The organism is Deinococcus aetherius, from assembly GCF_025997855.1.
Lineage (GTDB): Bacteria > Deinococcota > Deinococci > Deinococcales > Deinococcaceae > Deinococcus > Deinococcus aetherius.
On record NZ_AP026560.1, the window covers coordinates 2,849,841 to 2,876,719 of the forward strand.

Annotated in this window: 25 protein-coding genes and 1 tRNA gene; 14 read left to right on the top strand and 12 right to left on the bottom strand. The window is 70.6% G+C overall.

The features are described 5' to 3' along the window. Window positions 1-136: 136 nt before the first annotated feature. From lon to DAETH_RS14700, 3 genes are all read left to right on the top strand, one after another. Window positions 137-2,602: an endopeptidase La gene (gene lon / locus DAETH_RS14690; RefSeq protein WP_264775625.1), complete on the top strand. Its 2,466-nt coding sequence runs from the start codon at window positions 137-139 to the stop codon at window positions 2,600-2,602. A 115-nt stretch (window positions 2,603-2,717) separates the two neighbouring features. Continuing rightward, complete coding sequence (locus tag DAETH_RS14695) at window positions 2,718-3,245, top strand: YqgE/AlgH family protein (RefSeq protein WP_264775626.1); 528 nt, start codon at window positions 2,718-2,720, stop codon at window positions 3,243-3,245. A 70-nt stretch (window positions 3,246-3,315) separates the two neighbouring features. Beyond that, a tRNA-Asn gene (locus tag DAETH_RS14700) sits at window positions 3,316-3,390 on the top strand. A gap of 185 nt (window positions 3,391-3,575) precedes the next feature. Here the strand turns inward: DAETH_RS14700 and DAETH_RS14705 are convergent. After that, the gene (locus DAETH_RS14705) at window positions 3,576-3,812 is read right to left on the bottom strand and encodes a hypothetical protein (protein WP_264775627.1); all 237 of its coding nucleotides are present in this window, start codon (window positions 3,810-3,812) and stop codon (window positions 3,576-3,578) included. A gap of 137 nt (window positions 3,813-3,949) precedes the next feature. Between DAETH_RS14705 and DAETH_RS14710 the strand changes: the two genes are divergently transcribed. Continuing rightward, entirely contained in the window at window positions 3,950-5,116 is a 1,167-nt protein-coding gene (locus DAETH_RS14710; RefSeq protein WP_264775628.1) for an aminotransferase class I/II-fold pyridoxal phosphate-dependent enzyme, read from the top strand. 40 nt (window positions 5,117-5,156) lie between these two features. Here the strand turns inward: DAETH_RS14710 and DAETH_RS14715 are convergent, their stop codons facing one another. The 4 genes from DAETH_RS14715 to DAETH_RS14730 form a co-directional block, all read right to left on the bottom strand. After that, on the bottom strand, window positions 5,157-5,699 hold the full coding sequence (locus DAETH_RS14715; protein ID WP_264775629.1) for an AAA family ATPase: 543 nt from the start codon (window positions 5,697-5,699) through the stop codon (window positions 5,157-5,159). A 7-nt stretch (window positions 5,700-5,706) separates the two neighbouring features. After that, window positions 5,707-7,674, bottom strand: coding sequence for an acetate--CoA ligase (acs, locus tag DAETH_RS14720; protein WP_264775630.1), 1,968 nt, complete (start codon window positions 7,672-7,674; stop codon window positions 5,707-5,709). Window positions 7,675-7,896: 222 nt separating this feature from the next. Beyond that, window positions 7,897-9,486 (bottom strand): solute symporter family protein, encoded by a 1,590-nt coding sequence (locus tag DAETH_RS14725; protein WP_264775631.1) that lies wholly within the window; start codon window positions 9,484-9,486, stop codon window positions 7,897-7,899. Further along, a complete protein-coding gene (locus DAETH_RS14730) occupies window positions 9,483-9,782 on the bottom strand; it encodes a DUF485 domain-containing protein (protein ID WP_264775632.1) in 300 nt (99 codons plus the stop codon). Before DAETH_RS14730 ends, DAETH_RS14725 begins: the two co-directional genes overlap by 4 nt. A 227-nt stretch (window positions 9,783-10,009) precedes the next feature. Here DAETH_RS14730 and moaA point away from each other — a divergent pair, with 227 nt between their 5' ends. The 5 genes from moaA to DAETH_RS14755 all read left to right on the top strand — a co-directional run bounded on the left by moaA (window position 10,010) and on the right by DAETH_RS14755 (window position 15,016). Continuing rightward, window positions 10,010-11,029 (top strand): GTP 3',8-cyclase MoaA, encoded by a 1,020-nt coding sequence (moaA, locus tag DAETH_RS14735; protein WP_319993744.1) that lies wholly within the window; start codon window positions 10,010-10,012, stop codon window positions 11,027-11,029. 142 nt (window positions 11,030-11,171) lie between these two features. Beyond that, window positions 11,172-11,864: a GntR family transcriptional regulator gene (locus DAETH_RS14740; RefSeq protein WP_264775633.1), complete on the top strand. Its 693-nt coding sequence runs from the start codon at window positions 11,172-11,174 to the stop codon at window positions 11,862-11,864. Window positions 11,865-12,039: 175 nt separating this feature from the next. Beyond that, on the top strand, window positions 12,040-12,663 hold the full coding sequence (locus tag DAETH_RS14745) for a TetR/AcrR family transcriptional regulator (protein ID WP_264775634.1): 624 nt from the start codon (window positions 12,040-12,042) through the stop codon (window positions 12,661-12,663). A gap of 122 nt (window positions 12,664-12,785) precedes the next feature. Then, window positions 12,786-14,264, top strand: a complete 1,479-nt coding sequence (locus DAETH_RS14750) for an ATP cone domain-containing protein (protein ID WP_264775635.1) — start codon at window positions 12,786-12,788, stop codon at window positions 14,262-14,264. A 50-nt stretch (window positions 14,265-14,314) separates the two neighbouring features. Beyond that, window positions 14,315-15,016, top strand: coding sequence for a histidine phosphatase family protein (locus DAETH_RS14755; RefSeq protein WP_264775636.1), 702 nt, complete (start codon window positions 14,315-14,317; stop codon window positions 15,014-15,016). Window positions 15,017-15,069: 53 nt separating this feature from the next. Here DAETH_RS14755 and DAETH_RS14760 read toward each other — a convergent pair whose 3' ends face one another. The 5 genes from DAETH_RS14760 to DAETH_RS14780 all read right to left on the bottom strand — a co-directional run bounded on the left by DAETH_RS14760 (window position 15,070) and on the right by DAETH_RS14780 (window position 21,323). Beyond that, complete coding sequence (locus DAETH_RS14760; RefSeq protein ID WP_264775637.1) at window positions 15,070-17,898, bottom strand: transglutaminaseTgpA domain-containing protein; 2,829 nt, start codon at window positions 17,896-17,898, stop codon at window positions 15,070-15,072. Window positions 17,899-17,937: 39 nt separating this feature from the next. Beyond that, the gene (locus tag DAETH_RS14765) at window positions 17,938-18,906 is read right to left on the bottom strand and encodes an AAA family ATPase (RefSeq protein ID WP_264775638.1); all 969 of its coding nucleotides are present in this window, start codon (window positions 18,904-18,906) and stop codon (window positions 17,938-17,940) included. 10 nt (window positions 18,907-18,916) lie between these two features. Next, the gene (locus DAETH_RS14770; RefSeq protein WP_264777443.1) at window positions 18,917-19,249 is read right to left on the bottom strand and encodes a VanZ family protein; all 333 of its coding nucleotides are present in this window, start codon (window positions 19,247-19,249) and stop codon (window positions 18,917-18,919) included. Window positions 19,250-19,293: 44 nt separating this feature from the next. Then, window positions 19,294-19,725 carry a VOC family protein gene (locus tag DAETH_RS14775; protein ID WP_264775639.1) on the bottom strand — a complete coding sequence of 144 codons (432 nt, stop codon included), beginning with the start codon at window positions 19,723-19,725 and terminating at the stop codon, window positions 19,294-19,296. Window positions 19,726-19,805: 80 nt separating this feature from the next. Further along, window positions 19,806-21,323, bottom strand: a complete 1,518-nt coding sequence (locus tag DAETH_RS14780; protein ID WP_264775640.1) for a sensor domain-containing diguanylate cyclase — start codon at window positions 21,321-21,323, stop codon at window positions 19,806-19,808. Between the two features lie 91 nt (window positions 21,324-21,414). Here DAETH_RS14780 and plsY point away from each other — a divergent pair, with 91 nt between their 5' ends. From plsY to DAETH_RS14805, 5 genes are all read left to right on the top strand, one after another. Beyond that, window positions 21,415-22,008 carry a glycerol-3-phosphate 1-O-acyltransferase PlsY gene (plsY, locus tag DAETH_RS14785; protein ID WP_264775641.1) on the top strand — a complete coding sequence of 198 codons (594 nt, stop codon included), beginning with the start codon at window positions 21,415-21,417 and terminating at the stop codon, window positions 22,006-22,008. Between the two features lie 124 nt (window positions 22,009-22,132). Next, on the top strand, window positions 22,133-22,435 hold the full coding sequence (locus DAETH_RS14790; RefSeq protein WP_264775642.1) for a hypothetical protein: 303 nt from the start codon (window positions 22,133-22,135) through the stop codon (window positions 22,433-22,435). Between the two features lie 57 nt (window positions 22,436-22,492). Beyond that, on the top strand, window positions 22,493-23,080 hold the full coding sequence (locus DAETH_RS14795; RefSeq protein WP_264775643.1) for a HEAT repeat domain-containing protein: 588 nt from the start codon (window positions 22,493-22,495) through the stop codon (window positions 23,078-23,080). A 137-nt stretch (window positions 23,081-23,217) separates the two neighbouring features. After that, window positions 23,218-24,237 (top strand): aspartate-semialdehyde dehydrogenase, encoded by a 1,020-nt coding sequence (locus DAETH_RS14800; RefSeq protein WP_264775644.1) that lies wholly within the window; start codon window positions 23,218-23,220, stop codon window positions 24,235-24,237. Window positions 24,238-24,308: 71 nt separating this feature from the next. After that, window positions 24,309-24,956, top strand: a complete 648-nt coding sequence (locus tag DAETH_RS14805; protein ID WP_264775645.1) for a rhomboid family intramembrane serine protease — start codon at window positions 24,309-24,311, stop codon at window positions 24,954-24,956. Window positions 24,957-24,959: 3 nt separating this feature from the next. On the opposite strand, the gene DAETH_RS14810 is transcribed toward DAETH_RS14805, so the two are convergent. Together DAETH_RS14810 and DAETH_RS14815 are read right to left on the bottom strand one after the other, a co-directional pair. Continuing rightward, a complete protein-coding gene (locus tag DAETH_RS14810; protein WP_264775646.1) occupies window positions 24,960-25,583 on the bottom strand; it encodes a VOC family protein in 624 nt (207 codons plus the stop codon). A gap of 25 nt (window positions 25,584-25,608) precedes the next feature. After that, window positions 25,609-26,874 carry an NAD(P)/FAD-dependent oxidoreductase gene (locus DAETH_RS14815; RefSeq protein ID WP_264775647.1) on the bottom strand — a complete coding sequence of 422 codons (1,266 nt, stop codon included), beginning with the start codon at window positions 26,872-26,874 and terminating at the stop codon, window positions 25,609-25,611. Window positions 26,875-26,879: the final 5 nt, after the last annotated feature.

A 26,879-nucleotide genomic window follows, 5' to 3' on the forward strand; every position in this document is an offset into this window, starting at 1 on the left:
CTGTAATTTGGTGGGGAGAAGACGGCTCCCTGCTTGCGACATCCCCCAGAAGTTGATATAGTCGCACTCAAGTTTCCTGGCATTTCCAGTGCCAGAAGCCTCACAGCAGGACCGCTCTAGGGCGAAAGGAGCCTCCATGCCCACTGAAAACCTTCCTACCCCGCTGCCCGCCAACGTGCCCGTGTGCCCGGTGCGCGGTAGCGTCATTTACCCGACGATGGTGCAGCACATCGACGCCAGCCGCGCCCTCTCCATCCAGGCCATCGAGGCGGCGATGAGCGGCGAGAAGGTCATATTGATCGTCTCCCAGCGCGACAAGGACGTGGACGACCCACAGGGGAGCGACCTTTACGACGTGGGCACCGCCTGCAACGTGCTGCGCGTGCGCAAGAACCCCGACGGCACAGTGCAGATGCTGGTGGCCGCCACGTCGCGCGCCCGCGTGACGCGCTACACCCGGGGCGACTACCTCAAGGCCGACATCGTGCCGCTGCCCACCGAGACGGGCGACCCGGTCGAACTCCAGGCGCTGACCCGCGAGCTGCGCGAGAAGTTCGAGGTCGTTGCTGCGGGCGGCAAGGTGAGCGCCGAGAGCGTTCAGGCCATCCAGGGCAAGGACAACCCCGGTGAGATGGCCGACCACATCGCCTTCAACCTCGACTTCAAGCTGGAGGACAAGCAGGCGATTCTGGAGGCCACCCGCGTCACCGACCGCATCCGCCGGGTGCTGACCCTCCTCGACACCGAGCAGGAGGTGCAGGCTGTCCAGGCCCGCATCCGCGCCCAGGTCAAGGAGGAGATCGACAAGAACCAGCGCGAGTACTACCTGCGCGAGCAGATGAAGGTCATCCAGAAGGAGCTTCAGGGCGGCGAGGAGGGCGAGGAGGGCGACGAGGCCGAGCAGTTCCGCGCCAAGATCGACGCGCTGGGCCTGAAGCCCGAGGTGAAAAAGGAGATCGACCGCGAGGTGGGCCGCCTCGCCCGGATGCACCCCGACGCCGCCGAGGCCTCGGTCATCCGCACCTACCTCACCTGGATCACCGAACTCCCCTGGAACGTCCGCAGCGAGGACCGGCTGGACGTGCCCGAGGCCGCCAAGATTCTCGACGAGGACCACTACGGCCTGGAGAAGGTCAAGGACCGGGTGCTGGAGTTCCTCGCCGTACGCCGCCTGCGTAAGGAGCGCGCCGAGCGCGGCGAGATCGAGGCCTCCGAGGTCAACAAGGGGCCGATCCTGGTGTTCACGGGCCCTCCTGGCGTCGGCAAGACGAGCATCGCGCAGAGCATCGCCAAGGCGCTGGGGCGCAAGTACGTCCGCATCGCCCTGGGCGGCGCGCGGGACGAGAGCGACATTCGCGGCCACCGCCGCACCTACATCGGCGCGATGCCGGGGCGGATCATCCAGGGGATGCGCACGGCGGCCACCAAGAACCCGGTGATCCTGCTCGACGAGGTGGACAAGCTCGGCTCCTCGTACCAGGGTGACCCCTCGGCGGCGCTGCTGGAAGTCCTCGACCCAGCGCAGAACCAGCACTTCACCGACCACTACCTCGGCGTGGCCTTCGACCTCAGCGAAGTGATGTTCATCGCCACGGCGAACTACCCCGAGCAGATCCCCGCCGCGCTGATGGACCGCATGGAGGTCATCGACTTCTCCTCGTACATCGAGCAGGAGAAGCTGGAGATCGCTAAGCGGTACCTGCTGCCCCGCCAGCTCGTGCAAAACGGGCTGAAGGAAAACCAGATCAGCTTCACGGACGCGGCGCTCGAAAGGCTGATCAGCCACTACACGCGGGAAGCGGGCGTGCGCAACCTGGAGCGCGAGATCGGCACGGTGGCCCGCAAGGTGGCCCGCCGCATCGCCACCGGGGAGGTCAAGCGGGTCAAGGTGACCGACAAGGAACTCGACCGCTACCTCGGCCAGAGCCGCTACCAGCCCGAGTCGGAGGCGCGCGAGGACATGGTGGGGGTCAGCACCGGGATGTTCTACACGCCGGTGGGCGGCGACATCCTTTTCGTGGAAACCTCTGTGATGCCCGGCAAGGGCGGGTTGGTCCTGACCGGCCAGCTCGGCGACGTGATGAAGGAGTCGGCCCGCGCCGCCCTGACGTACGCCAAGAGCAACGCGGGGAGATTCCACCTCGACCGTGACAAGATCGACAACTCGGAAATCCACATTCACGTTCCGGCGGGGGCGATCCCCAAGGAAGGTCCCAGCGCGGGCGGCGCCATCGCCACCAGCCTGATCTCGGCCCTGAGCGGCGTGCCCGCCCGGCGTGACGTGGCAATGACGGGTGAGATCACCCTGACGGGCCGTTACCTGCCCATCGGCGGCCTGAAAGAGAAGGTGCTGGGCGCCCGGCGCGCGGGTATCCGCCACATCATCATGCCCAAGGCGAACGAGGCAGACCTGCGGGACATTCCCCTCCACCTGCGTTCCTCGATGCGCTTCCACCCCTGCGAAACGGTGGACGAGGTGCTGGACGTGGCCCTCGTCGGCGGCCTGGGGGCACTGGAACGCGGAACGGACGCCCCCGCCGGGGTGACCCCGCCCGCCCCCAAGCGCAAGTCCACCCGCCGGGCACCCGGCGCGAGCGCGTAAGGCGAACCTCTCCTCTGCCCTCCCCCTGTCTCATGCCGGGGGAGGTTTTTTAGACCCGCTCACGCCCGGTTAACCCTCCTGGGGTCCTCACGCCTCAGCCCTTATCCTGTCCCCGATGTCTGTGCCGCTCACGTTCCTGGTCGCCAGCCCTCACCTGCACGGGTTCTTCAAGGGCGCAGTGATCCTGCTGCTGGAACACGACGAGAAGGGGGCGATGGGCCTGCTGGTCACCTCGCCCCTGCGGCAGACGGTCGGCGAACTCCTCCCCGACGTGCCCGGGGGCGAGGCGGGGGTCGCGTGGTCGGGCGGCCCGGTGGACCCCACCGTCGGGTGGTGCCTGTACCGTGAGCCCACGAACCTGCCCGGGGAGGTCCGCCTCGCCCCGGGCCTGCTGGTCACGAGCAGCCTGGACGTGCTGCGCGCGGTGATGGCGAGCGGGCAGACCTTCATGCTGCTGCTGGGGTACGCGGGGTGGGGGGCCGGGCAGCTTGCCGAAGAAGCCCGCGAGGGCACCTGGCTGTGGGTCGAGCAGGAGACACCCGACCTCCTCTGGAACGTGCCCGCCGGGGAACGCTGGCAGGCGGCGCTCGACCGCCTGGGGGTGAGTCCGGGGACGATCATGCCGGGTGGGGCACAGGCGTAGGGCGCTTGCAGGATCGGGAGGTCCGTGCTACTATCCCTCTCGCGCCGGAAACGGCCCGCCACCACGGTATTCGGCAGTAGCTCAGTGGCAGAGCATCCGACTGTTAATCGGACGGTCGTTGGTTCGACCCCAACCTGCCGAGCCAGAAGAAAGCCCCCGCCTCGCGCGGGGGTTTGCCTTTAGGGTCAAAAGCCGTGGGGCCAAACACTGACCGCCGCCTCGTGCAGATGGCGGCAGCCAGATAAAATTTAGGTACTCAGGCGGGGCTTTGGGTCACCCCTGTTGTCGGCCGATATTCTGAACGCCTGGTCGAGAGGCCCGTCTCGCCGCTCAGTCTGCCGCTTCCTGCTCCTGGGCCTGGAACTCGGGCTTGACCACGGGCTCGGAGGAGATGTAGCCGATGGTCCGCCAGGGGATTTCCAACTCGGCGCCGCCAGCATTCAGGATGAAGGGGGTCGCGGGGAGGACGGCCTGGTTCAGCGTCCGGCTCAGGCGATTCTTCTGGGCCAGGGTCAGGGTGGTGGTGATTACGTCGCCGTTACACAGGTGAAGCTTTACGGTCAGCATCTCGCCTCCGGTGGAGAAGTCCCGCCGTTGGGCTGTAGGACTGTCTTAAGGATAGTTTCACTTTCTTACCGACTTCTTTCAACGCGCCCCGCCGGGGCCAGCGGCAGGATCAGGCCGGGAGTGTTAGCCTGCCGGTCATGTGGGCTTCAAAGCGGGCGGCGGCTGTGCCGGGCAGTGTCTTCGCCCTGATGGACGCGGCAAAGGGTCGGGCGCGGGCGGCGGGACTGAACGTGATCGACCTCAGCATAGGATCGAGCGACCGACCGCCCCCGGAGGCCGCCCTGCAAGAGTTGCGGGAGGCCACCCGCGACCCCGCCACCTACCGTTACCCCCTCTTCAGCGACACGGCGCCCCTGCGCGAGGCGGCGGCCGCGTATCTGGCGAGCCGCTTCGGGGTGCGGGTGGACGTGGACCGCGAGGTGCTGCCCCTGATCGGCGCGCAGGAGGGCCTGGCGCACCTGCTGCTGGCGGTCACCGACCCCGCCGACACCGTGCTGCTCCCCGACCCCTGCTATCCCCCGTACCTGGGCGCGGTGGCGGTCGCGGGGCTCCAAGTGGTCTCCCTGCCGCTGCTCCCCGAACGCGGTTTCCTCCCCGACCTGGGGGCGGTCCCGGAGGAGGTGCGGCCCCGCGTCCTGCTGCTGAACTACCCCAACAATCCGACCTCGGCGGTGGCGGACGCGGCGTTTTTCCGGGAGGCCGCCGCGTGGTGCCGTTCGCGGGGCACGCTGCTCGTTCACGACCACCCCTACGCCGAGCTGACGTTCGGAGATTACCGGGCGCCAAGTGCCCTGGAGGCCGGGCTGGAGGGCGCCTTGGAGCTGCACTCGCTTTCCAAGACGCACCACATGGGTGGCTTTCGAGTGGGCTTCGCGGCGGGGGACGCGGGTGCGCTGGCCGCCCTCGCCCGGGTCAAGGGCGCGGTGGACTTCCACCCCTACCTGGGCATCCAGCGGGCGGCGGCGGTCGCTTTGGGCCTGCCGGACGAAATTGGGCGGGCGGGGGCAAGGGCCTTCGAGGCGCGGCGGGACGCCCTGGTCCCGGCCCTGCGGGAGATCGGCTGGGAGGTCGCCCTGCCGCAGGCGAGCATGTACGTCTGGGCACGGGTGCCGGGCCTCACCGACAGCGTGACCTACGCCGTGCGCGCGGCCGAGACGACCGGCGTGGCGGTCAACCCCGGCCGCGCTTTCGGGGAAAGGGGCGAGGGCTTCGTGCGCTTCGCCCTCGTGCAGCCGCCGGAGGTGCTGGTGGAGGCGGCTGGGCGGCTGGCGGGCGTAGCGATTCAGGACCGCGTATACAGTTGATCGGGCGCCACGTCCTGAAAGAGGGCGGGAACTACCCGTCTTACCCGAACGTCCTTACAAAGGCCAATGCCTGTTCCAGACGATCCTCTCCAGTAGAGGTGTTCAGCCTTAGCAGGGGAACGTCCAGGGCAGGCGGCTCCTCGAAATAAACCCAGCGATCCGGCTCCTCACGGTAGCGTTGGGCCAGTGCCGAGTCATTGAAACAGGGGTGGCGGCCCGCTACACGGGCGGCATAGCGTTCTACGCGAATGGCGCGGTCACAGTCCAGGTGAATGTGTGCCGTGGTGGCCCGCGACAGGACGGGCTGAAGTTCGTTCACCGACCGCCGGAAGTGCAGGCTGCTTTCCGCAACGACGTTCGAGCCGTTGAAGAGGAGGTCTTCGGTCAGCGAGTAGAACAACCTCCAGGCAGCATCGGAAGACGCCCCCCGCGCATCACCTTCCGAAGGCAGGGCGTCCCACAACAACTCCCTGATTCGGTCACGAGACAGCAGAGGCCACGCCAACTCGGCGGCAAGTCGGGCGGCCAACCGGCTCTTGCCGCTGGCTGGCGCACCCGTCAGGAGCAAGAGGACCGGAGGCATCCCTCCCCTACACCGCCTGAGTCGCCGCCAATCTGTCCAGCACGCCGGGGTCCTCCAGCGTGCTCGTGTCGCCCTGAATCTCCTTCCCGGCGGCGATCTGGCGCAGGAAGCGGCGCATGATCTTGCCGCTGCGGGTCTTGGGCAGGGCGTCGGCGATGATGATCGCGTCGGGGCGGGCGAGGGCACCGATCTCCTTGGAGACGTGGGCACGGATTACCTTGGGATCGACCTCGAAACCGCTCTGGGGCAGCACGAAAGCGACGACGCACTCGCCCTTCACGTCGTCGGGACGGCCCACGACGGCGGCCTCGGCGATGCTCGGGTGAGCGACGAGCGCCGACTCGATCTCCATCGTGCCCAGGCGGTGCCCGGAGACGTTGAGCACGTCGTCCACGCGCCCGACCACTGTAATGTAGCCCTCATGATCGCGGCGCGCCCCGTCCCCGGCGAAGTACACGCCCGGAATCTCGCCCCAGTAGCTCTTGCGGTAACGCTCGTCGTCGCCGTACACGGTGCGCAGCATGGATGGCCAGGGCCGCTTGATGACCAGCAGCCCGCCGTCGTCGGGCCCGAGTTCCTCCCCTGCGTGGGTCATGATCGCGGGCTCGACGCCGAACATCGGGAGGCCCGCGCTGCCGGGCTTGCTGGGGTGCGCGCCGGGCAGGGTGGTCAGCATGATCGCGCCCGTCTCGGTCTGCCACCACGTATCCACCACCGGGCACCGCTCGCCGCCGATCACGCGGTAGTACCACATCCACGCCTCCGGGTTGATGGGCTCGCCGACCGAGCCGAGGAGGCGCAGGCTGCTCAGGTCGTAGCGGGAGGGAATCTCGTCTCCCTGCCGCATGAAGGAGCGGATGGCGGTCGGCGCGGTGTAGAGGATCGTGACCCGGTGCTTCTGAACGACCTCCCAGAAGCGGCCCCAGTCGGGGTGGTTGGGTGCGCCCTCGTACAGCACGACCGTCGCGCCGTTGAGCAGCGGCCCGTACACGCTGTAGGAGTGCCCGGTCACCCAGCCCACGTCGGCGGTGCACCAGTACACGTCGTCCTCGCGCAGGTCGAACACGGCCTGGGTGGTGAGGTAGGTGCCCACCATGTAGCCGCCCGTCGTGTGCTGCACGCCCTTGGGCTTGCCCGTGCTTCCCGAGGTGTAGAGGATGAAGAGGGGGTGCTCGGAGTCGAGGGGGACGGCCTCGTGCTCCTCACTGGCCGCACCCACCACGTCGTGCCACCACACGTCGCGGCCCTCCTGCATGGGGGCGTCGCAGTTCGCGCGGCAGACCACCACGATCTTTTCCAGGCTCGGCGTGTTCTGGGCCGCCTGGTCCGCGTTCTCCTTGAGCCGCACGAGCGCGCCCCGGCGCTGCCCAGCGTCGGCGGTGATCAGGACCTTGCTCTGCGCGTCATTGATGCGGTCGGAGAGCGCACTCACCGAGAAGCCGCCAAAAACGACGCTGTGGACGGCCCCGATCCGGGCGCAGGCGAGCATGGCGACCGCCGCCTCGGGGATCAGGGGCAGGTAGAGGGTCACCCGGTCGCCCTGTTGCACCCCCAGGGAGGTCAGCGCGTTCGCCGCCTTCTTCACCTCGCGCAGGAGTTCGGAGTAGGTGGAGGTGCGGACCGTGCCGTCCTCGCCCTCCCAGATGATGGCCGTCTTGTCGCCCAGGCCGCGCGCTACATTCCGGTCGAGGGCGTTGTAGGCGATGTTCGTCTGGCCGCCGACGAACCAGCGGGCGTGCGGCTCCTGCCAGTCGAGCACCTCATCCCAGCGGCGCATCCAGGCGAGTTCGTCCGCCACCTCGCTCCAGAAGCCGTCGGGGTCGTCGAGGCTGCGGCGGTAGCGTTCCTCGTACTGCTCGCGGGAGACGCGGGCCCGCGCGGCGAACTCCTCGCTGGGCGGAATCACCCGGTTCTCGTGCAGCATCGCGTCGATGTGGTCGTTCGGGCTGGGTTGGGACAGGGCGGGGTCGGTCATGCGGGAACCTCCGGGCGTGCGGCGCGCTTCTGGCGCCTCTGGAGCGGGCTCTGCGGGTTGTGGGTGCGCTTACTCTAGCGCCGCCGGGGCGGGAAGAGGCCTGTCGTTACAGGAGGGGTACTGAACCGAGTTCAAGCGGCTTTCCCCGCTCCTGGAGAGCAAAACCCCCGACCAAGGGGCCGGGGGCTGACGGCTGAGGGCTGATCGCTGAGGGCTTGTTCCTCAGTCGTGCGCGGCGACGGTCCCGTCCACGCCCGCCCCGGTGTAGGCGCGGAACTGCATCTCCTCGAAGGCCTGCTCGGTGCCCTCGCGGCGGCGGGCGCCGAGCAGGGTGCCGAGGACCGCGAAGGCGAATCCGGCGGGGATCGAGACGATGCCAGGGTTCTCCAGCGGGAAGATCGCGGGGGCCTGGACGAGGTGGCGGCCGGTGGTCTTCTCGGGCGGGTCGATGCCCCGGATGTTGGGGCTGACCGCGATCAGGGCGAGGCAGGTCAGGATGCCGCCCACGATGCCCCAGATCGCGCCCGTGGCGTTGAACCGCCGCCAGAACAGGGTGAAGAGGATCACCGGCAGGTTGGAACTCGCGGCGATGGCGAAGGCCAGCGCCACCAGGAAGGCCACGTTCTGCGTCTGGGCGGCGAGGCCGAGCAGGATAGCGACCACGCCGACGGCGACCGTCGCCAGCCGCGCCACCCGGAACTCCTGCTGCTCGGTGGCCTGCCCCTTGCGGATCACGCCCTTGTAGATGTCGTGGGTGAAGCTGGTGCTCGCCGCGATGGTCAGGCCCGCCACGACCGCGAGGATGGTGGCGAAGGCCACGGCGGTCACGAACGCGAGGCCGAACTCGCCGCCGACCGTGCCCGCTCCGCCGAAGAGGGCCTGCGCGAGGAGGGGGGCGGCCATGTTGCCCGCCGCGTTCGCCGTGGTGATCGTGTCCTTGCCGACGAGCACGTTCGCCGCGTTGCCCATGAAGGCCGTCATCACGTAGAAGGCGCCGATCAGGACCATCGCCCACACGACGCTCTTGCGAGCGTCCTGCGCGGTCGGCACGGTGTAGAAGCGCACCAGGATGTGAGGCAGGCCCGCCGTACCCAGCACGAGCGCGAGACCGAGCGAGATCAGGTCGATGGGGTTCTTGTACTTCACGCCCGCGCCCAGGAACTCGGCCCCGTTGCGCTGCTCGACCGCACCCAACAGGTTGGAAAAGCTCCAGCCGAAGCGGTTCAGGATCAGCACCGTCATCACGATGGTGGCGAACATCAGGAGGACGGCTTTAATGATCTGCACCCACGTGGTCGCCAGCATCCCGCCGACCACCACGTAGATGATCATCAGGACGCCCACGAGTGGGATGGCGAGGCTCGGCCCGATGGCGCCGCCCGAGAGCAGGCTGATCAGCGACCCGGCGCCCACCACCTGCGCGATCATGTAGAAGGAACTGACGACGATGGTGCTGATCGCCGCGTAGGTCCGCACCCGGGGGTCTTTCAGGCGGTACACGAGCATGTCGGCGAGCGTGTACTTGCCGAGGTTGCGCAGGGGCTCGGCCACGATGAACAGCACCGTGAGGTAGGCGATGAACCACCCCACCGAGTACATGAAGCCGTCGTAGCCGTTGAGGGCGATGAGGCCGGTGATGCCCAGGAAGGACGCCGCGCTCATGTAGTCCCCGGCGATGGCGATGCCGTTTTGCGGCGCGCTGATCCGCCCGCCCGCCACGTAGAAGTCGCTCGCCGAGGTGTTGCGCCTGCTCGCCCAGAAGGTAATCCCGAGCGTGATGGCGACGATGACGGCCGCGAGGAGGAAGGTCATCGCTGAGCCTCCGCCGCGAGTCGGTCGAAGGTGCGGGCCTTCACGACGTAGATCGCCGCCATCACCCAGCCCATGACGAACTCCAGGAAGGCGAACACGTACCCGAAGGTGACGTTCCCGAACACCTTCGTCGCCATCAGCGGCTTGTTGTACCCCGCCAGGATGGGCAGCATGAAGTACAGCACGAGGAAGGTCACCGTCATGATCACGGTGAAGCGGGTCCGTTCAGCCACGAGACGCGCGTAGGCGGCGTTGCGAACGGGCGGCGAGCCGGACTGCAAACGGGATACGGTCATGCGGGCCTCCTGGGGGCGGGGAGCACGGGGAACGGGGTGCGCCTGGGCGGCGCGCGGGCGAATTGAAGGTTGTCCCAAAGGTTAGGGCGCCATTAACCCAATAGCAATGAACCGAGTCCAAAAAGCACGTCTCTGGGGACGGAACAGAGGAGCCTGGGAGACGCGGAACGTGGGACAGCGTGAGCACGACCCCAACGGCGGCTCCCGCGCCGGGTATGGTGAGGAGGATGCTCCTCGACCGGCTGGGCCGTCCCCTGCGTGACCTGCGGATCAGCGTGACCGACCGCTGCAACCTGCGCTGCACGTACTGCATGCCCGCCGAGGTCTTCGGCCCGGGCTACGCCTTCTTGCCCAGAACGGAACTGCTGAGCTTCGAGGAGATCGAGCGCCTCTGCGGCGTCTTCGTGGCTTCGGGCGTCCGCAAACTCAGGATCACGGGGGGCGAGCCCCTGCTGCGGCGTGACCTGCCGGACCTCGTCGGGCGCCTCACCCGGTTGAGCGGGGTGGAGGACGTGGCCCTCACCACCAACGGCCTGCTCCTGCCCCGCCTCGCCGCCGAGCTGAAGGCGGCCGGGCTCAGGCGCGTGACGGTCAGCATCGACAGCCTCGACCCGGAGGTGTTCGGGCGGATGAACGGGCAGGGCGTCCACCCCCGGCGGGTGCTCGACGGCATCGAGGCGGCGCTCTCCGCCGGGCTGGGCGTGAAGGTGAACACGGTCGTGCAGCGCGGGGTGAACGACGAGGGGCTGCGGAACCTGTGGCTCGCCCTGCGCGAGGGGGCGGTCGTGCGCTTCATCGAGTTCATGGATGTGGGCAACCACAACGGCTGGAACCTGGACTCGGTGGTGCCCTCGCGCGAGGTGCTGGCCCGCCTGAGCGCGGACGGCACGGGGGCGGAGTTCCGGCCCGTCGACCCCAACTACCGGGGCGAGGTCGCCGAGCGGCACGTGAGCGAGGACGGCTACGAGGTCGGATTGATTTCCTCCGTCACCGCCCCCTTCTGCGGGGACTGCTCACGGGCACGGCTCTCGGCGGTGGGCGTTCTGTACACCTGCCTCTTCGCGGTCGCGGGCACCGACCTACGCGCTCCCCTGCGCGCCGGGGCGGGCGACGAGGAACTGCGCGACCTGATCGCGGGCGTGTGGCGTGAGCGCCGCGACCGCTACAGCGAGGAGCGCGGCGAGGCCACCGCAGCCGGGGAAAAGGGCCAGGGGCGCAAGATCGAGATGTCGCACATCGGGGGCTGAGAACGACGGCCTTCGGGCACGCGCCCAGCCGAGTTGTTGTCCCGGGTTCGGTGACAGGCAAGGCAGCCTTGTGTACCTTGGACACCAACCCTAAGATGAGCTTGTATAGCCCCGCCTCCCGGCGGTGGCCCGGGAGGGATGCATGGCGAAATACCCGCTCATCAAGACTACCCTGAAAGACCGTCTGCTGGGTGGGCACTACCCGGAGGGGCTGCCCCTCCCCAGCGAACCGCAACTCGCGCGGGAGTTCGAGGTCTCGCGCATGACGGCCCGGCGGGCCATCGACGAACTCGAACGTGAGGGGTACGTGTACCGGGTACAGGGGGCGGGCACCTTTCCGACCGGCAAACGCTTTCGCCAGGGCATGTTCCGGGTGCGGCCTTTCAAGGAGTGGGCGCGGCACCCCGAACACCGCACGACCGTGTTGCGCGCCATGCAGATCGACGCCACGCCCGAGATCGCCATCGTCCTCCAGATTCAGCCGGGCGACCCGGTGATCTTCGTCCACCGCCTGCGCACGGCGGGCGACGAGTCGCTGGTGATCGAGAAGCGGTACATCAATGCCCACCTTGCCCCCGCGCTGATGGAGCACAACCTCGGGGCCGAGAGCATCCACGAGGTCATGGTGTCGATGGGCGTGCCGCTCACCCGCGTCGAGCAGAATCTGGAGGCCGTCAACCTGCGCCAGGAGGAGGCCGACCTGCTGCGGGTGCCGCTGGGCACCGCCGCCTTCTTGCTCAGGCGCACGACCTACAGCGGTCCCAAGCGCGTCTCCTACGTGAACTACTGGGTGCGCGGGGATAGGTACGCGTTTCAGGACAGCTTCGAGCCGTAGGAGCGGTGAGTGGGGAGAAGAGGCCGATGCCCCCGCATTCCGGCCCTTTCTTTTTCCACTTCCCACTGACCACTCCCCCTCCCGCCCTCTCCTGCCGCGCGGTGTAGACACCCCCGCCCGCCTTCATGTTTGACGGGGTGCAATTTTGGACTCCAGGCGCTATACGTGAAAGATCATGGATTCCTCTTCTCTCCGGGAGCGTCAGAAGGAACGCCGCCGCGCGCGGATCTACAACGTCGCCCTGGAGCTGTTCAAGCGGAGTGGCTTTCAGGCGACGACGGCAACCGACATCGCCAAGGCGAGCAACGTGTCGCGCGGGACCTTTTTCAACTACTACCCCTACAAGGAGGCGGTGCTCCTCGACTACGGCAGCGAGGTCATGGACCGCCTGCGCGACCAGGCCGAGGCCCGGCTCTCGGAGGGCACACCGCCCCTGGCCGTCCTGTACGAGATCTGGGACCAGCTCGCCGAGGAGAACGGCCGGGAGCGCGACCTCTTCCCGCCGCTCGCCTACGAGGTGATGAACCCCAACCCCGAGCGCGCCCGCACGGCCTACCAGGCGCTCCCGCTGAGCAAGGTGATCGAGCTGATCCTGCGGCCCCTGCACCAGGCCGGGCAGATTCGCACCGACATGAGCCTCCAGCGCATCAGCAACCTGATCGCCGACACGTACCTAATGGTCGCCCTGCGCTGGAGCGCCTACGGCACCGACCGCACGTTGCAGGAAGAGACGAGGCTGGCGCTCAACCTGCTGCTGGAGGGGGCGCTGCGGCGCGAGCCCACCGGGCGGACGAGTTAGCCGCACGTCCCGCTCCCCGGGACAATGCTCCGGGTCATTCCCAGCTCCGACCCTGACCGTCCACCCCATAGCTCCGGGTGGGGGCGCGTAGAATGCCCCCGGTTTTCCGGAGGTCCACGCTCTTGACGCAGCCCGAACTCACCGTCGGTTCCCCCCGCCACCACTGGCCCTTCAGCCGGGGGCTGGTGGTGGAGTCGCTGGTGAACGCGGGGGCGAGTGCGCCCACGGCGGCGGCGGTGGCCCGTCGGGTGGAGGGGCAGCTTCGCTACGCCCGCAGGTCGCCGATCAGCCCGGACGAGTTGCAGGCCCTGATGGTCGAGGTAGCGCGCGACGTGGCGGGGGAGGAGGTCGCGGACGCCGCCGCCCGGCAGACGCCCGCCTTCGTGGACATCCTGGTGAGGGCGAAGAAGGGGACGCTGCCCTTCAGCCGGGGGGTGCTCGCCCGCACGCTGGAGGACACCGGCCTCTCGCCGCGAGACGCTTACGCCGTGGCGAGCGCGGTGGACGTGGAGTTGCGGCAGGCGGGCGTGCGCGAACTCGGGGTGGAGGACCTCGACGCGATCACCGAGCGGACCCTTGCAGAGCGGTACGGCGAGCACCTGCGGCTGACGTACCGCTTCCTGAAGCGCAACCGGGGGCGGCTGGGGGTGGTGAGCGGGCACGGGGGCACGCCGACGCCCTTCAGCAAGGGCATCCTGGTCCAGTCGCTCCTGGCGGCGGGGGTGGCGCCCGACGTAGCGCGCAAGGTGGCCCGGGTGACCCAGCGCGACCTGCGCGGGAGCGAGGACCGGGTGGTGACCCGCCACGCCATCCGCGAGAAGGTCGAGGCGTTGCTGCGCGACGAGGTAGGCCCCGACGTGAGCGCGCGTTACCGCCTGCTGCGGGTGATCCGCCGCCCGCCCCGGCCCCTCGTCGTGCTCCTCGGCGGCGTGAGCGGCACGGGCAAGAGCTACCTCGCCGCCGAGATCGCGTACCGGCTGGGGATCACGCGGGTGGTGAGCACCGACTCGATCCGGCAGGTCATGCGGGCGATGGTCTCCCCCGCCCTGGTGCCCACCCTGCACGCGAGCACCTTCAACGCCTGGGAGGCGCTGATCCCCCCCGGCGAGCCCAGGCCCGAGCACCCCAGCGACGGGGCACTCCTGGCGGGCTTCCGCGATCAGGTCGGGCAGGTCAACGTGGGGCTGGGGGCGGTGGTGCGCCGCTCGGTCGAGGAGGGGGCGAGCGTCGTGCTGGAGGGGGTCCACCTCGTGCCCGGCTACCTGCGGGCGGAGGCCTACACGGGGGCTATCGTGGTGCCCATGCTGGTCGTGCTGCCGGACGAGGAGGAACACCGCCGCCACTTCGAGTCGCGCGACCAGGAGACGGCGGCGAGTCGGCCGCTGCACCGTTACATGCGTTACTTCCGTGAGATTCGCACCATGCAGCGTTTTCTCGAAGACCTCGCCGCCCGCGAGGACGTGCCCCTGCTCGACGCCCTGACCCTCGACGAGAGCGCCGACCAGGCCGTCGACGTGGTGCTGCGCCGGGTGATGGCGGCGCTGACCCCGGGGGAGCGCGCGGCCCTGCTGGGGGAGGAGGACAAGGCGGCGGGGCGGTAGGTCTGGTTCTTCTCCTGAATGCCCCTGAAACGACGTGTTAGCTTGCTTGGATGCATCTGCTCCTGATCCGGCATGCACAATCGGGCAACAACCACATAGAAGGAACGCCGGATTACCTCAAAGGCAGGTTGGCAGACCCACCACTCACGGAGCTGGGTCACCGGCAGGCGTCACGGCTGGCAGATTGGGCAGCCAGGGATGGCTTTTCCCAGCGAATCACGCATCTCTACACCAGCCTCACGACCCGAGCGGTGCAGACGGCCACACCGCTTGCCCGGGCGCTCCATCTGAAGGTTCACGGCCTCACGGAGGCTTACGAATGCGGTGGCCTCAACAGTGGTTCCGGTGGAGGCTTCACACCTGTCGTCGGCCGCGACCACGCTTCACTTCAGGTCGACTGTCCTGCACTCCTGTGGCCGGAGGAAATACACGGCCAGGCCTGGGACGGCGGCTGCGAGCCCTGGGAGAGTGCGCGCTTTGCCACACGGGCGGCCAGCGTAACGGCTCGACTGCGGATGGTTGCCGATAAGGTAGACGTGGTGGCACTCATCACCCACCATGACTTCGCTCAATATCTGATCGCAGACTTGCTTGAGCTGCCCACGTCGCACGGTGAAGCCTTAACGTTCCGATTGAACAACACAGCTACTGCCTACATTGAGTTGAACGTGGCTCCTGATGGGAAGACACAACGTGTGCTGCACTGGTTCAACCGTGCATGTCACCTTACTGCGGATTCTGTCACGCTTTGACCTCCCAGCTAACAGCTACACGAGCGACTCGTGAGGTCGTTCGGTAGTGGACCCTACCGTCTTACCCGCCGCACCGCCGCCCACAGCTCGCGCAGGGCGGCCGTCCCGGAGTCGGGGGCGTACCGGGCCGCGTGGTACGCATGAACGGCGGCGCGGATCGCCTCGGCGTGGCGTGGACGTTCCAGGCAGGCGCGCCCGGCGTACGCGCTCGGCGTCTCCCCGGGAGCGCGGGGCAGCCGCAGGCGGCGGGTGAGGTCGTCGAGCAGGCGGGCGGCGGGGTCGGCGGGCCGGGGGCGCCGGGCGAACAGGACGGGCAGGAGGGCGAGCGCGAGCAGCCCCCCGGCGAGGGCGAGGTAGGGAACCCCGCCGACCCGCCCCACCCCCACCTGGGCCAGGAGGTCGCGCTGCTGGGTGCCGTCGTACCCGGCGACCCAGGCGTTCCAGCGGGTTTGCAGGGCGTCGAGGCGCAGGGCGGCCCGGCGCAACGGCGTGGGGACGGGGGCGGCGCGGGCGGTGGGCGAACTCAGGGCCGTGGCGAGCCCCGCGTTCACCCGGGCGGGGGCGACGGCGGCGGTGGGGTCCACCCGCACCCAGCCCCGGCCCGGCAGCCACACCTCGGTCCAGGCGTGGGCGTCCTGGGCGCGCACGATCAGGTAGCCGCCGTCGGGATTCACCTCGCCGCCCAGGTAGCCGCCGACGATTCGGGCGGGCAGCCCCGCCGCGCGCATCAGGAAGGCGAAGGCCGAGGCGTAGTGCTCGCAAAAGCCCCGCCGGGAGCCGAAGAGGAGGGCGTCCACCCGGTCCCGTTCCGGCAGGGTGGGGGGGTCGAGGGTGTAGGTGAAGCCGCCCGCGCGCAGGAGGGTCAGGGCGGCCTCCACCCTGGCCTCCGGCGTCAGGGACCGCCAGCGGGAGGCCAGGGCGAGGGCGCGCGGGCTCTCCCCGGGCGGCAGCCGCAGGTCGAACTCCAGCCGTTCCCGGCTCTCGGCCACCCCCAGGCGGGCCGCCCGGCTCTGGAGGGCGTAGCGGGTGCGGGCCGTGGGGGGGCGGGGCGTGACGGCCTGGAAGGCGTTCGTCAGGAACGTGCCCGGCGGCAGGGCGGTGGGCACGTCGAGCGCGGGAAGCCAGGGCCGCCCATTGGGCTCCAGCGTCAGGGTGTAGGCGAGGGGGGGCCCGCCGGGCTCCACGCTGGGCGAGGGGCCGCGCGAACGGACCTGGGTCCAGTTCACCCCGTCGTAGGCCTCGTAGACCGGGCCGCGCCAGTAGCGTTCGTCCGGCGCGGGCAGGGCGCCGCCGAAGTCGGCCCGGAAGGCGACGGCGCGGCTCCCGGCGAGGTGCCCGAACTCGCCCGCGCTGATCCGGTCGGCGAGGCCGGTCTGGGCGCCCGATTGCACGGGAAGCTGCCACAGGGGGCCGTCGGGGCGCGGAAAGAGCAGGAAGAGGGCGAGGGTGAGGGGGGTGGCCCGCAGGCCGAGGCGGGCCGCGACCCGCAGGGGGGACGCTCCCTGCCGCCCTGCGGGCAGTGTCCAGCCGCTCAGGGCCGCCAGGAGCAGCAGCACGCTCAGAACCGCGTGCGCCGCCGCGAGGGGCCCTTGCCCGAAGAAGAAGTGGGTCAGCGTGACGAACACCCCGAGCAGGGCCAGGAGCTTCGCGTCCCGCAGGGTGCGGGTCTCCGCCGCCTTGAGCGCGACGAGCAGGGCCAGGAACGCCGTGCCCGCGTCCCGCCCGAGCAGGGTGCCGTACCCCGTCTGGAGCAGGGCGCCCGACCCGACCGCCGCGAGGACGAGGAGCCCAGTGGGCGGCGGGGCTAGTCGGTCTCGCCAGCGGGGCAGGGTGCGCGCGGCGCTGTGGCCCAGCACCCCCACCAGCAGCAGGGTCGCCCACCCCGGCTGCCGCAGCACGGCGGGCGCCAGGGCCACCGCGAGGGCGAACAGGGTAAAGCGCAGCGGCCCACCCGGCAGGGGGGCGGGGGACTTCCGCGCAGAGCCCCTCGCCGGGCCCTGGGGAAGCGGCGGATGCCCGGCGAGGGCCGCCAGCGCTTCCCGCGCGTGCGCCTCCCCCCGCCCGACCGGAAGGGTCACGCCGGGCAGCACGAGCCCGAAGGGGATGTCCTCGTGCCTGGCCGCGCTCACCCACGCCGCCAGGCGCGACAGCCGGGCCTCCGTCTCCCCGAGCGCCGCCGTGTCGGCCCAGTCGAGGACCCTGGCCGTCGTGGCGGGTGCGTCCGTCTCCCGGGTGAGGAGGGCGCCCGTCCGGGCCGCGTGTCGCCACGACACCTGCCGGGGCGAGTCGCCGGGGACGTAGGCCCGCAGGCCGCTGAAGTCCTCGTGGCCGGGCACGCGGCGCCCGCCTTCCCCCTCCCCGGGAACCGGGCGCGGTGGGGGCGGTGGGGCGCCCACCTCCGGGGCGGGACTCACGGTCAGGGCCACGGGCACCGACAGGGGCCGGGTGACCTCCCACAGCCCGAGGGGGTCGAGGGCGACCACGCGGGGGCGCGGCAGGGTGAGCCGCCCGCGCACTGGGGCGGGCACGGGCAGGGCGAGGGTGACCCGGCCCCCCGCCGGGACGTGAGCCCGGACCTCCGGGGTGCCGCGCCCACCGACCCGCACCGCCGCAGCGCAGGGGGGCCCCGCGCTCACGAGGGTGGCCGTGAAGAGCGCCTCCGTCCCGGCCACCGCCTCCGGGGGCGGCGTCAGGGTGCCGCCCAGGGCCCGCCCCGCGCGGCTCGCCTGCGTCGCGGTGACCACCCACACGCCGCCCAGCAGGAACGTGACGGCGTAGCCCAGGCTCAGGGCGTAGTTGATGCACCCCACCAGGGTGAGCAGGATCAGCCCCAGGAAGGCGAGGCCCAGCCGGGTGGGGCGCAATCGGCCTGCGGGTCCCACCCCGCCTTCACCCGACGCCTGAGGTTTCCCCACGGCGGCTCAGGGAATGGGCGTCTCGGCGAGGACGCGGGCCAGAATCTCCCCCACCCGGGCGCCCGGGTCGCGGGGGGGCAGGCGGTGGGCGCCCAGCGCCGGGAAGACGGCCTGCACGTCCTCGGGGAGGACCATGGGGCGCCCCGCCAGGAAGGCCCAGGCGCGGGCGGCCCCGAGCAGGCCCAGCAGGGCGCGGGGGCTGAGCCCGCCCACCAGCGCGGGGTGGCCCCGGGTCGCCCGGGCGAGCAGTTGCAGGTAGTCGAGCAGGGGCGGGGCGGCGTACACCTCGTCCACCTCGCGCTGGGCGGCGAGCAGGGCGGCGGGACCCAGCACGGCGGGGAGGTCGCGCACCGCCCCCGCCCGGCCCCCCGTCTCCAGCAGGGCGCGCTCGGCGCGGGGGTCGGGGTAGCCCAGCGTGACGGTCAGCAGAAAGCGGTCGAGCTGCGCCTCCGGCAGGGGCGAGGTCCCCACGTACGCGGCGGGGTTTTGCGTGGCGATCACGAAGAAGGGCTCGGGGAGGAGACGGGTCACGCCGCCCTCGCTGACCTGACGCTCCTCCATCGCCTCCAGCAGGGCGCCCTGCGTCTTGGGGGTCGCGCGGTTGATCTCGTCGGCGAGCAGAACCTGCGAGAAGATCGGGCCGGGGTGGTAGCGGAAGGTCCCCTCCCGCGCGTCCCAGACGCTCACGCCCAGGAGGTCGGCGGGGAGGAGGTCGGCGGTGAACTGCACCCGCCGGAACTCCAGCCCCAGCGTGCGGGCCAGCGCGTGCGCGAGGGTGGTCTTGCCCACCCCCGGCTGGTCCTCGATCAGGAGGTGACCGCGCGCGAGCAGGCACGCCAGGGCGAGCCGGACCTGCGCGGACTTGCCCAGGATCACCCGGTCGAGTGCGTTCAGAACGGCGAGCACGGCCCCCGCGCTCCCCGGGGGGGCACTCCCGGCACCCGGGACAGAGGCGGAGGTCACGGCGCGCGTCATGCGCCCCAACCTAGCGGGGCGGGTCTGACAGAACTGGGACAGGGGCAGGGCGCGTCCCCGACCGCCCGCGCACCGCGAGCCACGCCCCCACCCATGCGCCCGCCACGTCGAACACCCAGTCGGCGGGCCCCGCCTCGCGCCCGGGCACGAAGGCCTGGTGGACCTCGTCGAGGGCCCCGAACCACGCGGCGATCACCAGGGCCAGCCCCCGCCGCCCCGTCGCCCGCCCCAGGCAAAAGCTCAGCGCCAGGTACGCCGTGAAGTGCGCCGCCCAGTCGCGCGGGTGGGGCAGGGGCGGCCCCGGGGTATCCGACTGCGAACTCAGCCACCAGATCAAACCCATGACCACCAGGGCGGGCAGCCACCAGAGGGGACGCGCCCGGCCGGTCAAGCTCCCCTCCCGTGGGCGCCCCCGACCGGGTGCTCGACGAGTTCAATCAGGGTGCCCGCCCCCCACTTCGGGTGGAGGAAGGCCACCCGCGTCCCCGCCCGGCCCGGGGTCGGCCCCTCGGAGAGGAAGCGGGCCCCCTCCGCGCGCAACCGTTCCATCTCGGCCTCCAGGTCCGCGACCCGGTAGGCGGTGTGGTGGAGGCCCGGGCCGCGCCGCTCCAGGAAGGCGGCCAGCGGGCTGTCCGGGCGGGTGGGGGCCAGGAGTTCGATCAGGCTCTCCCCCACCACGAAGGCGCGCACCAAAACCCCCTGGGAGGTGACCTCCTCGTCGGGGCCCTCGGGGCTCAGGCCCAGGGCGAGGTAGGGGGCGCTGCCCGAGTCCAGGTCGGGCGTGGCGACGGCGACGTGATCGAGCAGCAGGGCAGTCATGCCCGGTAGGGTAGCGGGCCGGGAGGAGGGCGCACGAGGGCCGGACCTCCCCCCCGGCGGGGGCGGGAGGGGAAGGCGGCTCAGCCCTCCTTCCCCTCCCGCCCCTCGCGGTCGCGCACCCGCTCGCGCTTCTGGGCGTACATCCGGGTGTCGGCGGTACGCAGGGCGGCCGTGGCGTCACGGGCGTCGCCGGGCACCGCCGCCACCCCCACCGAGGCGTCGGCGGGGTAGCCCTGGGAGCGGACCTGCCGGGCGGCCTCCTCCACGAGCGCGGCAAGCTGCTGGCGGGCCGCCGCGCCGCCCCCGGACGCCATCTGGAGCAGGGCGTACTCGTCGCCCCCCAGGCGGTAGGCGGTGACGTCGGGGGCCCGCAGGGCGAGGGCGAAGGAGCGCAGCAGGTCGTCGCCGCTCGCGTGGCCTTGAGTGTCGTTCACGCGCTTCATGCCGTCGAGGTCCACCACCGCGAGGACGTACCCCGCCCCCGCCTCCGCGTGGAGCCGGGTGGCCTCGTCGAGCGCCTCGTCGAGCGCGCGGCGGTTCCCCAGCCCGGTCAGGGCGTCGGTGAGGGCCGCGCGTTCGAGTTCGCGGACGTGTTCGGCGCGCTCCAGGGCCACGCCCACGCTGCGCGCCGCCGCCTCCAGCAACCCGCGCTCGCCTGGGCTCCACCCCGCCGGTTCACCCAGGCGGGCGAGCGCGAGCACGTAGGGGTTCCCGTCCGGGCCGTCACGCAGATGCAGCCACGCCGCGCTGCGCAGGCCCGCCGCGAACAGGTGCGGAAGGGTGGTCGGTGGCGCGGTGCAGTCGTCCACGAAGACGTGTTCGTGGCGCAGGGTCGCCGCCCACAGGGCCGTGCCCTCCAGCGGCACGGCCCCGCGCATCACCGCCCGGTAGGCCGCGCCGCGCCCCTCCGCGTGGTCGCGCAGCACCTCGGGGCCCCCCGGCGTGAGGCGCAGCAGGCCCGACCAGTCGAGCCGCATCCGCGCGTGCAGGAGAGCCAGGGCGCGCCCCGCCGTCTCCTCGGGGCCCTGGGGCTCGTGCATGAGTTCGGCGAGGTCGCGCAGGGTGCGGGCATGGTCTCGGGCGCGGGTCAGTTCCCGGGCCGTGAGCCGCAGGTCGAGTTCGTCCATCACTAGCCCGGCGAGCGTGACCAGAACGCCCCGCTCGCGCTCCCCCAGCGCACGCACCCGGGTGTCGAACACGCACAGGGTCCCGATGGGCTGCCCCCCGGCGGTGACGAGCGGGGCGCCCGCGTACATCCGCACCCCGACCGCCGACCCCGGCCCGACCTCCGGGTGGTGCGAAAAGCGCGGGTCGGCCCCCAGGTCCTCGATGACGACCGGCCCCTGCCGGAGGACCGTCAGGGAGCAGGGCACCTCGTCCCGGGGGGAAACCAGCCCGGCGAGGTCGGCCCCGTGGCTCGCCACCGTGAACTGCCAGTCCTCGCCCAGGAAATTCAGGGCGGCATAGGGCACGTCGAGCACCTGCGCGGCCAGTGCCGTGATCCGGTCGAAGGCCTCCCCGGGCAGCCGGTCGAGGCCGAGGTACTCGTGCAGGGCGGCGAGTCGCTCGGATTCGGAGGGCGGGGAGGACGTGGACACGGGGCCACCCTAGCGGCCCGGCCCTGACGGGCACGTGACAGAACCCCGGCTCTCCCTTCAGACTCCGGCGGGGCCGCGTACAATCGGGGCCGTGACCTTGCTCGCCGTCCTCGCCCTGGCCCTCTCGTACCTGCTCGGCTCGGTTCCCGCCGCCGCGTGGGTCGCCCGGGCGCGCGGGGTGGACATCCGCCGGGTCGGCAGCGGCAACAGCGGTGCGACCAACGTGCTGCGCGCCCTGGGCCCCGGCCCGGCGCTGCTCGTCGCCGTCTTCGACATCCTCAAGGGTGCCCTCGCCGTGGGGCTGGGGGGCGCACTCGGCCTGGGGCCCTTCCCGGCCACCCTCTGTGGGGTCGCCGCCGTCCTCGGGCACAACTTCAGCCCCTTCCTGGGCTGGCGGGGCGGCAAGGGAGTCGCCACCAGCTTTGGCGTGATCGCCGCCGCCGCCCCGGTGGTAGGGCTCGTCGTCCTCGTCATCAGCCTCGCCACCGTATTCCTGACCCGCTTCGTCTCCGCCGGAAGCATCCTCGGGGCCGTCACCGCCGTCCTGCTCGCCCTGGTCACCGCCCAGCCCGCGTGGCTCAGCGGGGTTGTCGCCGCGCTCGCCGCCCTGATCATCTGGCAGCACCGCGACAACATCCGCCGCCTCCAGGCAGGCAACGAGCGCCGCCTGGGCGAGCCGAAGTAGCCGTGTCGGGACAAAAGTGTCCTTTCGGGAAGGTTCCCCGGGAGCCCACGCGCTATCCTGGGAGGGTCAACCCAACCCACAAGCCCGGACGGAGAGTCAGCCCGTTCGGCCCGGAGAGCCAGTCATGCCCGTCAGGATTCGGATTTACGGCAAGGAGGCCACCTTCTCCAGGGGCTGCTGGACCTGCGAGGATGACAGCCTCCAGGCCATGCTCGAAGCCCTCGCCGACCCCCGCGCGCTCACCCAGGAGCAGGAGCACGCCCACGCCCTCTACGCCGCCGGGAGGTTCGGCGGCCTGATCGCCAGCGAGGGCGGAGAGTGGAGCCCCGCCCCCCACCCCGAGGCCGAGATCAAGATCACCGACTTCGCCCCCGCGCAGAGGCCCGAGCGGGCCGGGTGGTTGTCGTTCCTGAGGAAGAAGAGGTAAGGGCAACCCCCGTCAGAGCGCCTCGTGTCCCTAAATCTATTCGCCCATCATCATTTTATGCTTGACGAGAAGACCAAGGCTAGAATTGTCCATTACCTGAGCTTCGAGCCCCAGATAGGGCCAGACTTGGAGCCGTGGCAGAATGAAATAGACGAAGACATCGAGCAAGCAGCTTTCGATTTCGTCAATACGTTTGATGACATTGACGTTTATCTGTTTCTTTGGGACATCACCTTTAATGATACAAAAGACGAGAGCACTTACCAACACTCACCCAACAATGGGCGAGCTTTCCGTGCTATCTTAAATCTCAAGAGCCGTGACCCAATTGCTTTTCTGGAAGAGGTGCTTTCGCTCGACGATAGCGGCTGGCGGTGGGTGGCGGTGAAGGAGTTGTCAGAACGTCCAGGCGTCCGCGCCACCCAGCTTCTCATCCGTGTTCTCATTCATGACCAGGACTCCGACGTGCGGTTCACCGCTGCCGAGTCCCTGAAGCTCATTGGAGATGAAAGCGCGCTCCCTGCTCTGCGACACGCGGAGCAACATGACTCCGGCTGTGACTACGAGGGGTTCTCTGTCGCTTGGGCGGCACAAGAGGCGATTCAGGCCATTGAGGCGCGGTCAGCGGTGCCCGACCCTGAATAGTTCACCTCTTGACCCCCCGCCCCGCGCCCGTTACCTTGCCCCCATGCGCCGCCACACGACCACCATTCCGTGAGGGCGGACTGCTTGAACAGCCGCCCGCGAACTGCGTGGCGGTTTTTTCTTACAGGAGGCGTGAGATGCGCGTAGCGATTGTGGGAGCCACGGGGGCGGTCGGACACGAACTCTTGCGGGTGCTGGAAAACAGCACGCTGCAATTCGACGAGTTGCAGCTCTACGCCAGCCCGCGCTCGGCGGGGACGAAGCTGCCCTTTAACGGCCAGGAGCTGACCGTACGCGCCACGCCCGAGGGCGCCATCGACGCCGACCTGATCCTGGCCTCTGCGGGCGGGTCCATTAGCAAGGCCCTCGCCCCGGCGTGGGTGGCGGGCGGCGCCGTCGTGATCGACAACTCCAGCGCCTTCCGCTACGACCCGGAGGTGCCCCTCGTCGTGCCCGAGGTGAACGGCGAGGCGGCGCTGGGGCACAAGGGCATCATCGCCAACCCCAACTGCACGACGGCGGTGGCGGTGGTCGCGGTCGCTCCGCTGCACCGGGCCTTCGGCGTGAGGCGCATGATCGTCTCCACCTATCAGGCGACGAGCGGGGCGGGGCAGAAGGGCATCGAGGAGCTGCTGGAGCAGACGCGCGTGACCCTGAGTGGGGGCGAGGCGGGCGCCGAGGTCTTCGCGCACCCCATCCCCTTCAACGTGATCCCGCACATCGACGCCTTCCAGGACAACGGGTACACCAAGGAGGAGATGAAGGTCGTCTGGGAGACGCGCAAGATCATCGGCGACGACTCGCTGAAGATCAGTTGCACGGCGGTCCGCATCCCCACCCTGCGGACGCACAGCGAGGCGATCACCCTGGAGCTGGAGCGCCCCGCCACCCCCGAGGAGGCGCGCGAACTGCTCCGTCAGGCGGCGGGCGTCGAGGTGCGCGACGACCCGGCGGCGAGGCTCTACCCCATGCCCCTCACCGCGAGCGGCAAGTATGACGTGGAGGTGGGGCGCATCCGCTCCTCGCTGGTGTTCGACGGCGGGCTCGACCTCTTCGTGGCGGGCGACCAGCTTCTCAAGGGGGCGGCGCTGAACGCCGTGCAGATCGCCGAGTACTTGCAGGAGAAGGGCGCGCTCAAGGGCAGGGTCGCGGGCTGAGGGAGTGAGGACCGGGGGCCACTGGGGGAACGCTCCCGGTGGTCCTTCTCTTTTGGGGGCAGACTGGAGGGGTGCGCGCTCCCTCCTCTCCTCGCCCGGGACCTGACCGCCCACGCCGAGGGTCCCAGCCCATCCTCGCGGCCCTGCTCACCCTCCTGCTTGTCGGCGGGGTGTGGGCGCAGGAGATCGTGGACCAGTTCGCGTTCGGCGGGGCACTCGATCAATACGGGATCGTGCCGCGCGACCCGGGGAGCCTGTCCCACGTCCTGACCGCGCCCTTCCTGCACGGCGGCTTCGGGCACCTCCTCGCCAACACCGTGCCGCTGGCCGTGCTCGCCTTCATGAGCGCGCTGCGGAGCGCGTGGCGCTTCCTGGTGGCGACGCTGGTGATCGTGGTCGTCGGGGGCGGGCTGGTGTGGCTCCTGGGACGCGGGGGCAGCCTGCACCTGGGCGCCTCGGAACTCGTCTTCGGCTACCTCGCCTACCTGATCGGGGTGGGGTGGTGGGAAAGAACGCCCGGTGCCGTCGTGGTCGCGCTCGTCGCGGTGTTCCTGTACGGCGGGGCGATCTGGGGAGTGCTGCCGTCGAACCCGCTGATCTCGTGGGAGGCGCACCTCTTCGGCTTCGTGGCGGGGCTCCTCGCGGCGGCGCTGCTGCACCGGAAGCGACCGGCCAGGATCGCTCGGGTGAACCCGTATTCCTCCCGCTCCCGGTGGTGACCCCTACAGCGTGACCGGCCCCTCCGGCGTCTCCAGCATCGCCGTCAACTCGGGTTGAGGAGCCTCGTAGACCTCGACCTCGCCCACGAAATTCAGGGCGTTCAGCACGTTGCGCAGGCCGTCCGGGTCGGGCGTGCCCAGGCGCAGGGTCAGGAGGCTCACGCCCGCGTCGGGCAGGCGGGTGGGCGGAGGCGGCGTGTGCCAGCGGATCAGGCTGGGCCGCACCCCACCGCCGGGAAGCGAGCCTTCTGGCGGCACCGTGAGCGTCCAGCGGTTCTCGCCACGCGCGAGGTCGAGGGGCTCCCCGAACGGCCCGAGGTCGAGACCGCCCAGGTCGGGGACCCGCGCGACCCAGTGGATGAGGAGGGGGCCGTCCTCCAGCCGTTCGCGCAGCTCCGGGGTGTCCAGGCCGAACCAGCGCGGGCGGGCCGGGGTGGGAGCCTGCGGATTGACGGCGAGAACCTCCAGGTAGGCGGCTCCGCCGAGGGAGAGCAGGACGTTGTGGGTGCCGAACTGTCCGTGCTCGCCGCCCGGCTGGGTGGGCACGTTCAGGCGCCCCTCCAGCCACGCGCGGCCTTCTTTGAGCGTGCGGGCGGCGACGACGAGGTGGTCGAGGTGGGCGGTCATGGAAGGCAGGATAGGCGCCTCACCATCACGCCCCCCTCGGTCGGCTCATCCCCGCCAGGTCGCCGAGGAGGATGGCCGCGGCCTTCTCCCCGCTCTCCATCGCCCCCTGGATGCTGCTCGACGAGGTGACCTCGGAGGCCAGGAGCACGCCAGGGAGGCGGGTGGCGTGCCCGGCGAGGTGGGCGGCGTACCCGGGGGGCTGGGGGTACTGGGCATGCGGAATGCGCTCGACGTGCAGGGTGCGGAGCCCGGCGACCCCCGACCCGTACCACCGCCCGAGTTCCCCGCGCACCCGGGCGTCGAGCGAGGCGTCGTCGAGGCCGGGCAGCCCGAGGACGGACACGGCGAGGAGGTGCTGGCCCCCCGGCGCCCGCCCCGGAATCGCGTTGCTGAGCCACTGGGCGTTGTTGATCAGGCCGCCCTCCACGTTCAGGAGGAGGCGGGGCTGGCGGTCGAGGCTCACGGGCGAGGCGTAGTACAGGTACGTGCTGGCGAGGCTCCCGCGCGAGACGGGCTCCCCGGTAAGGTTCTGGGCAGTGTTCGGGTCAGTGGCGACGATGACGTGGCGGGCGTCGATCTCCCCGGCGGAGGTCGCGGCGGACACGTGACCGCCCGGTTGGGGAGCCAGGCGGGTCACGCGCACGCCCGTCGTCACGTCCACGTCCCGCGCGAGTTGCTGGGACAGGGCGCCGATCCCCGCCCGGGGCAGGGCCGCACCGCCTTCCATCAGCATCCGGAAGTAGTAGCGGAAGAGCCGCGCGCTCGTGTGCAGGTCGCGTCGCAGGAAGATGCCGCCGAAGAAGGGCCGGAAGAAACGGTCGATGGTCGCCTCGCTGAAGCCCTGGCGGCGCAGGTAGCTCTCGGTCGTCTCGTCGGGGCCGTTCAACAGGGTGTGGGGGGCGGGAGCGCGCAACCGGGCCGCGAGCCTCGCCACCCGCAGCTTGTCCCCGAGGGGCAGCGCCAGGGTGGTCAGGGTGCTCGGCAGCCCGCTGGGGTCGCGGAATGGGTCGCCGACCACAGCGGCCCGTTCTCCCCGGCGAATGACGGCGGCGGGCGGGATGGGCACGAGGTCGAGGGCGTCGAGGTCGAGGTGCCGCCGCACCGCCGGGTAGGCCGGAAAGAGGACCTGATACCCCGCCTCCAGGGTGAAGCCCTCCACCACCCGCGAGCGGACGCGCCCGCCCACCCCGTCCGCCGCCTCCAGCACGCGCACGCGGCGCCCGGCGCGCGTGAGCACCCGCGCCGCCGTCAGGCCCGCGAGCCCGCCACCCACCACCAGAACGTCCAGCATGTCAG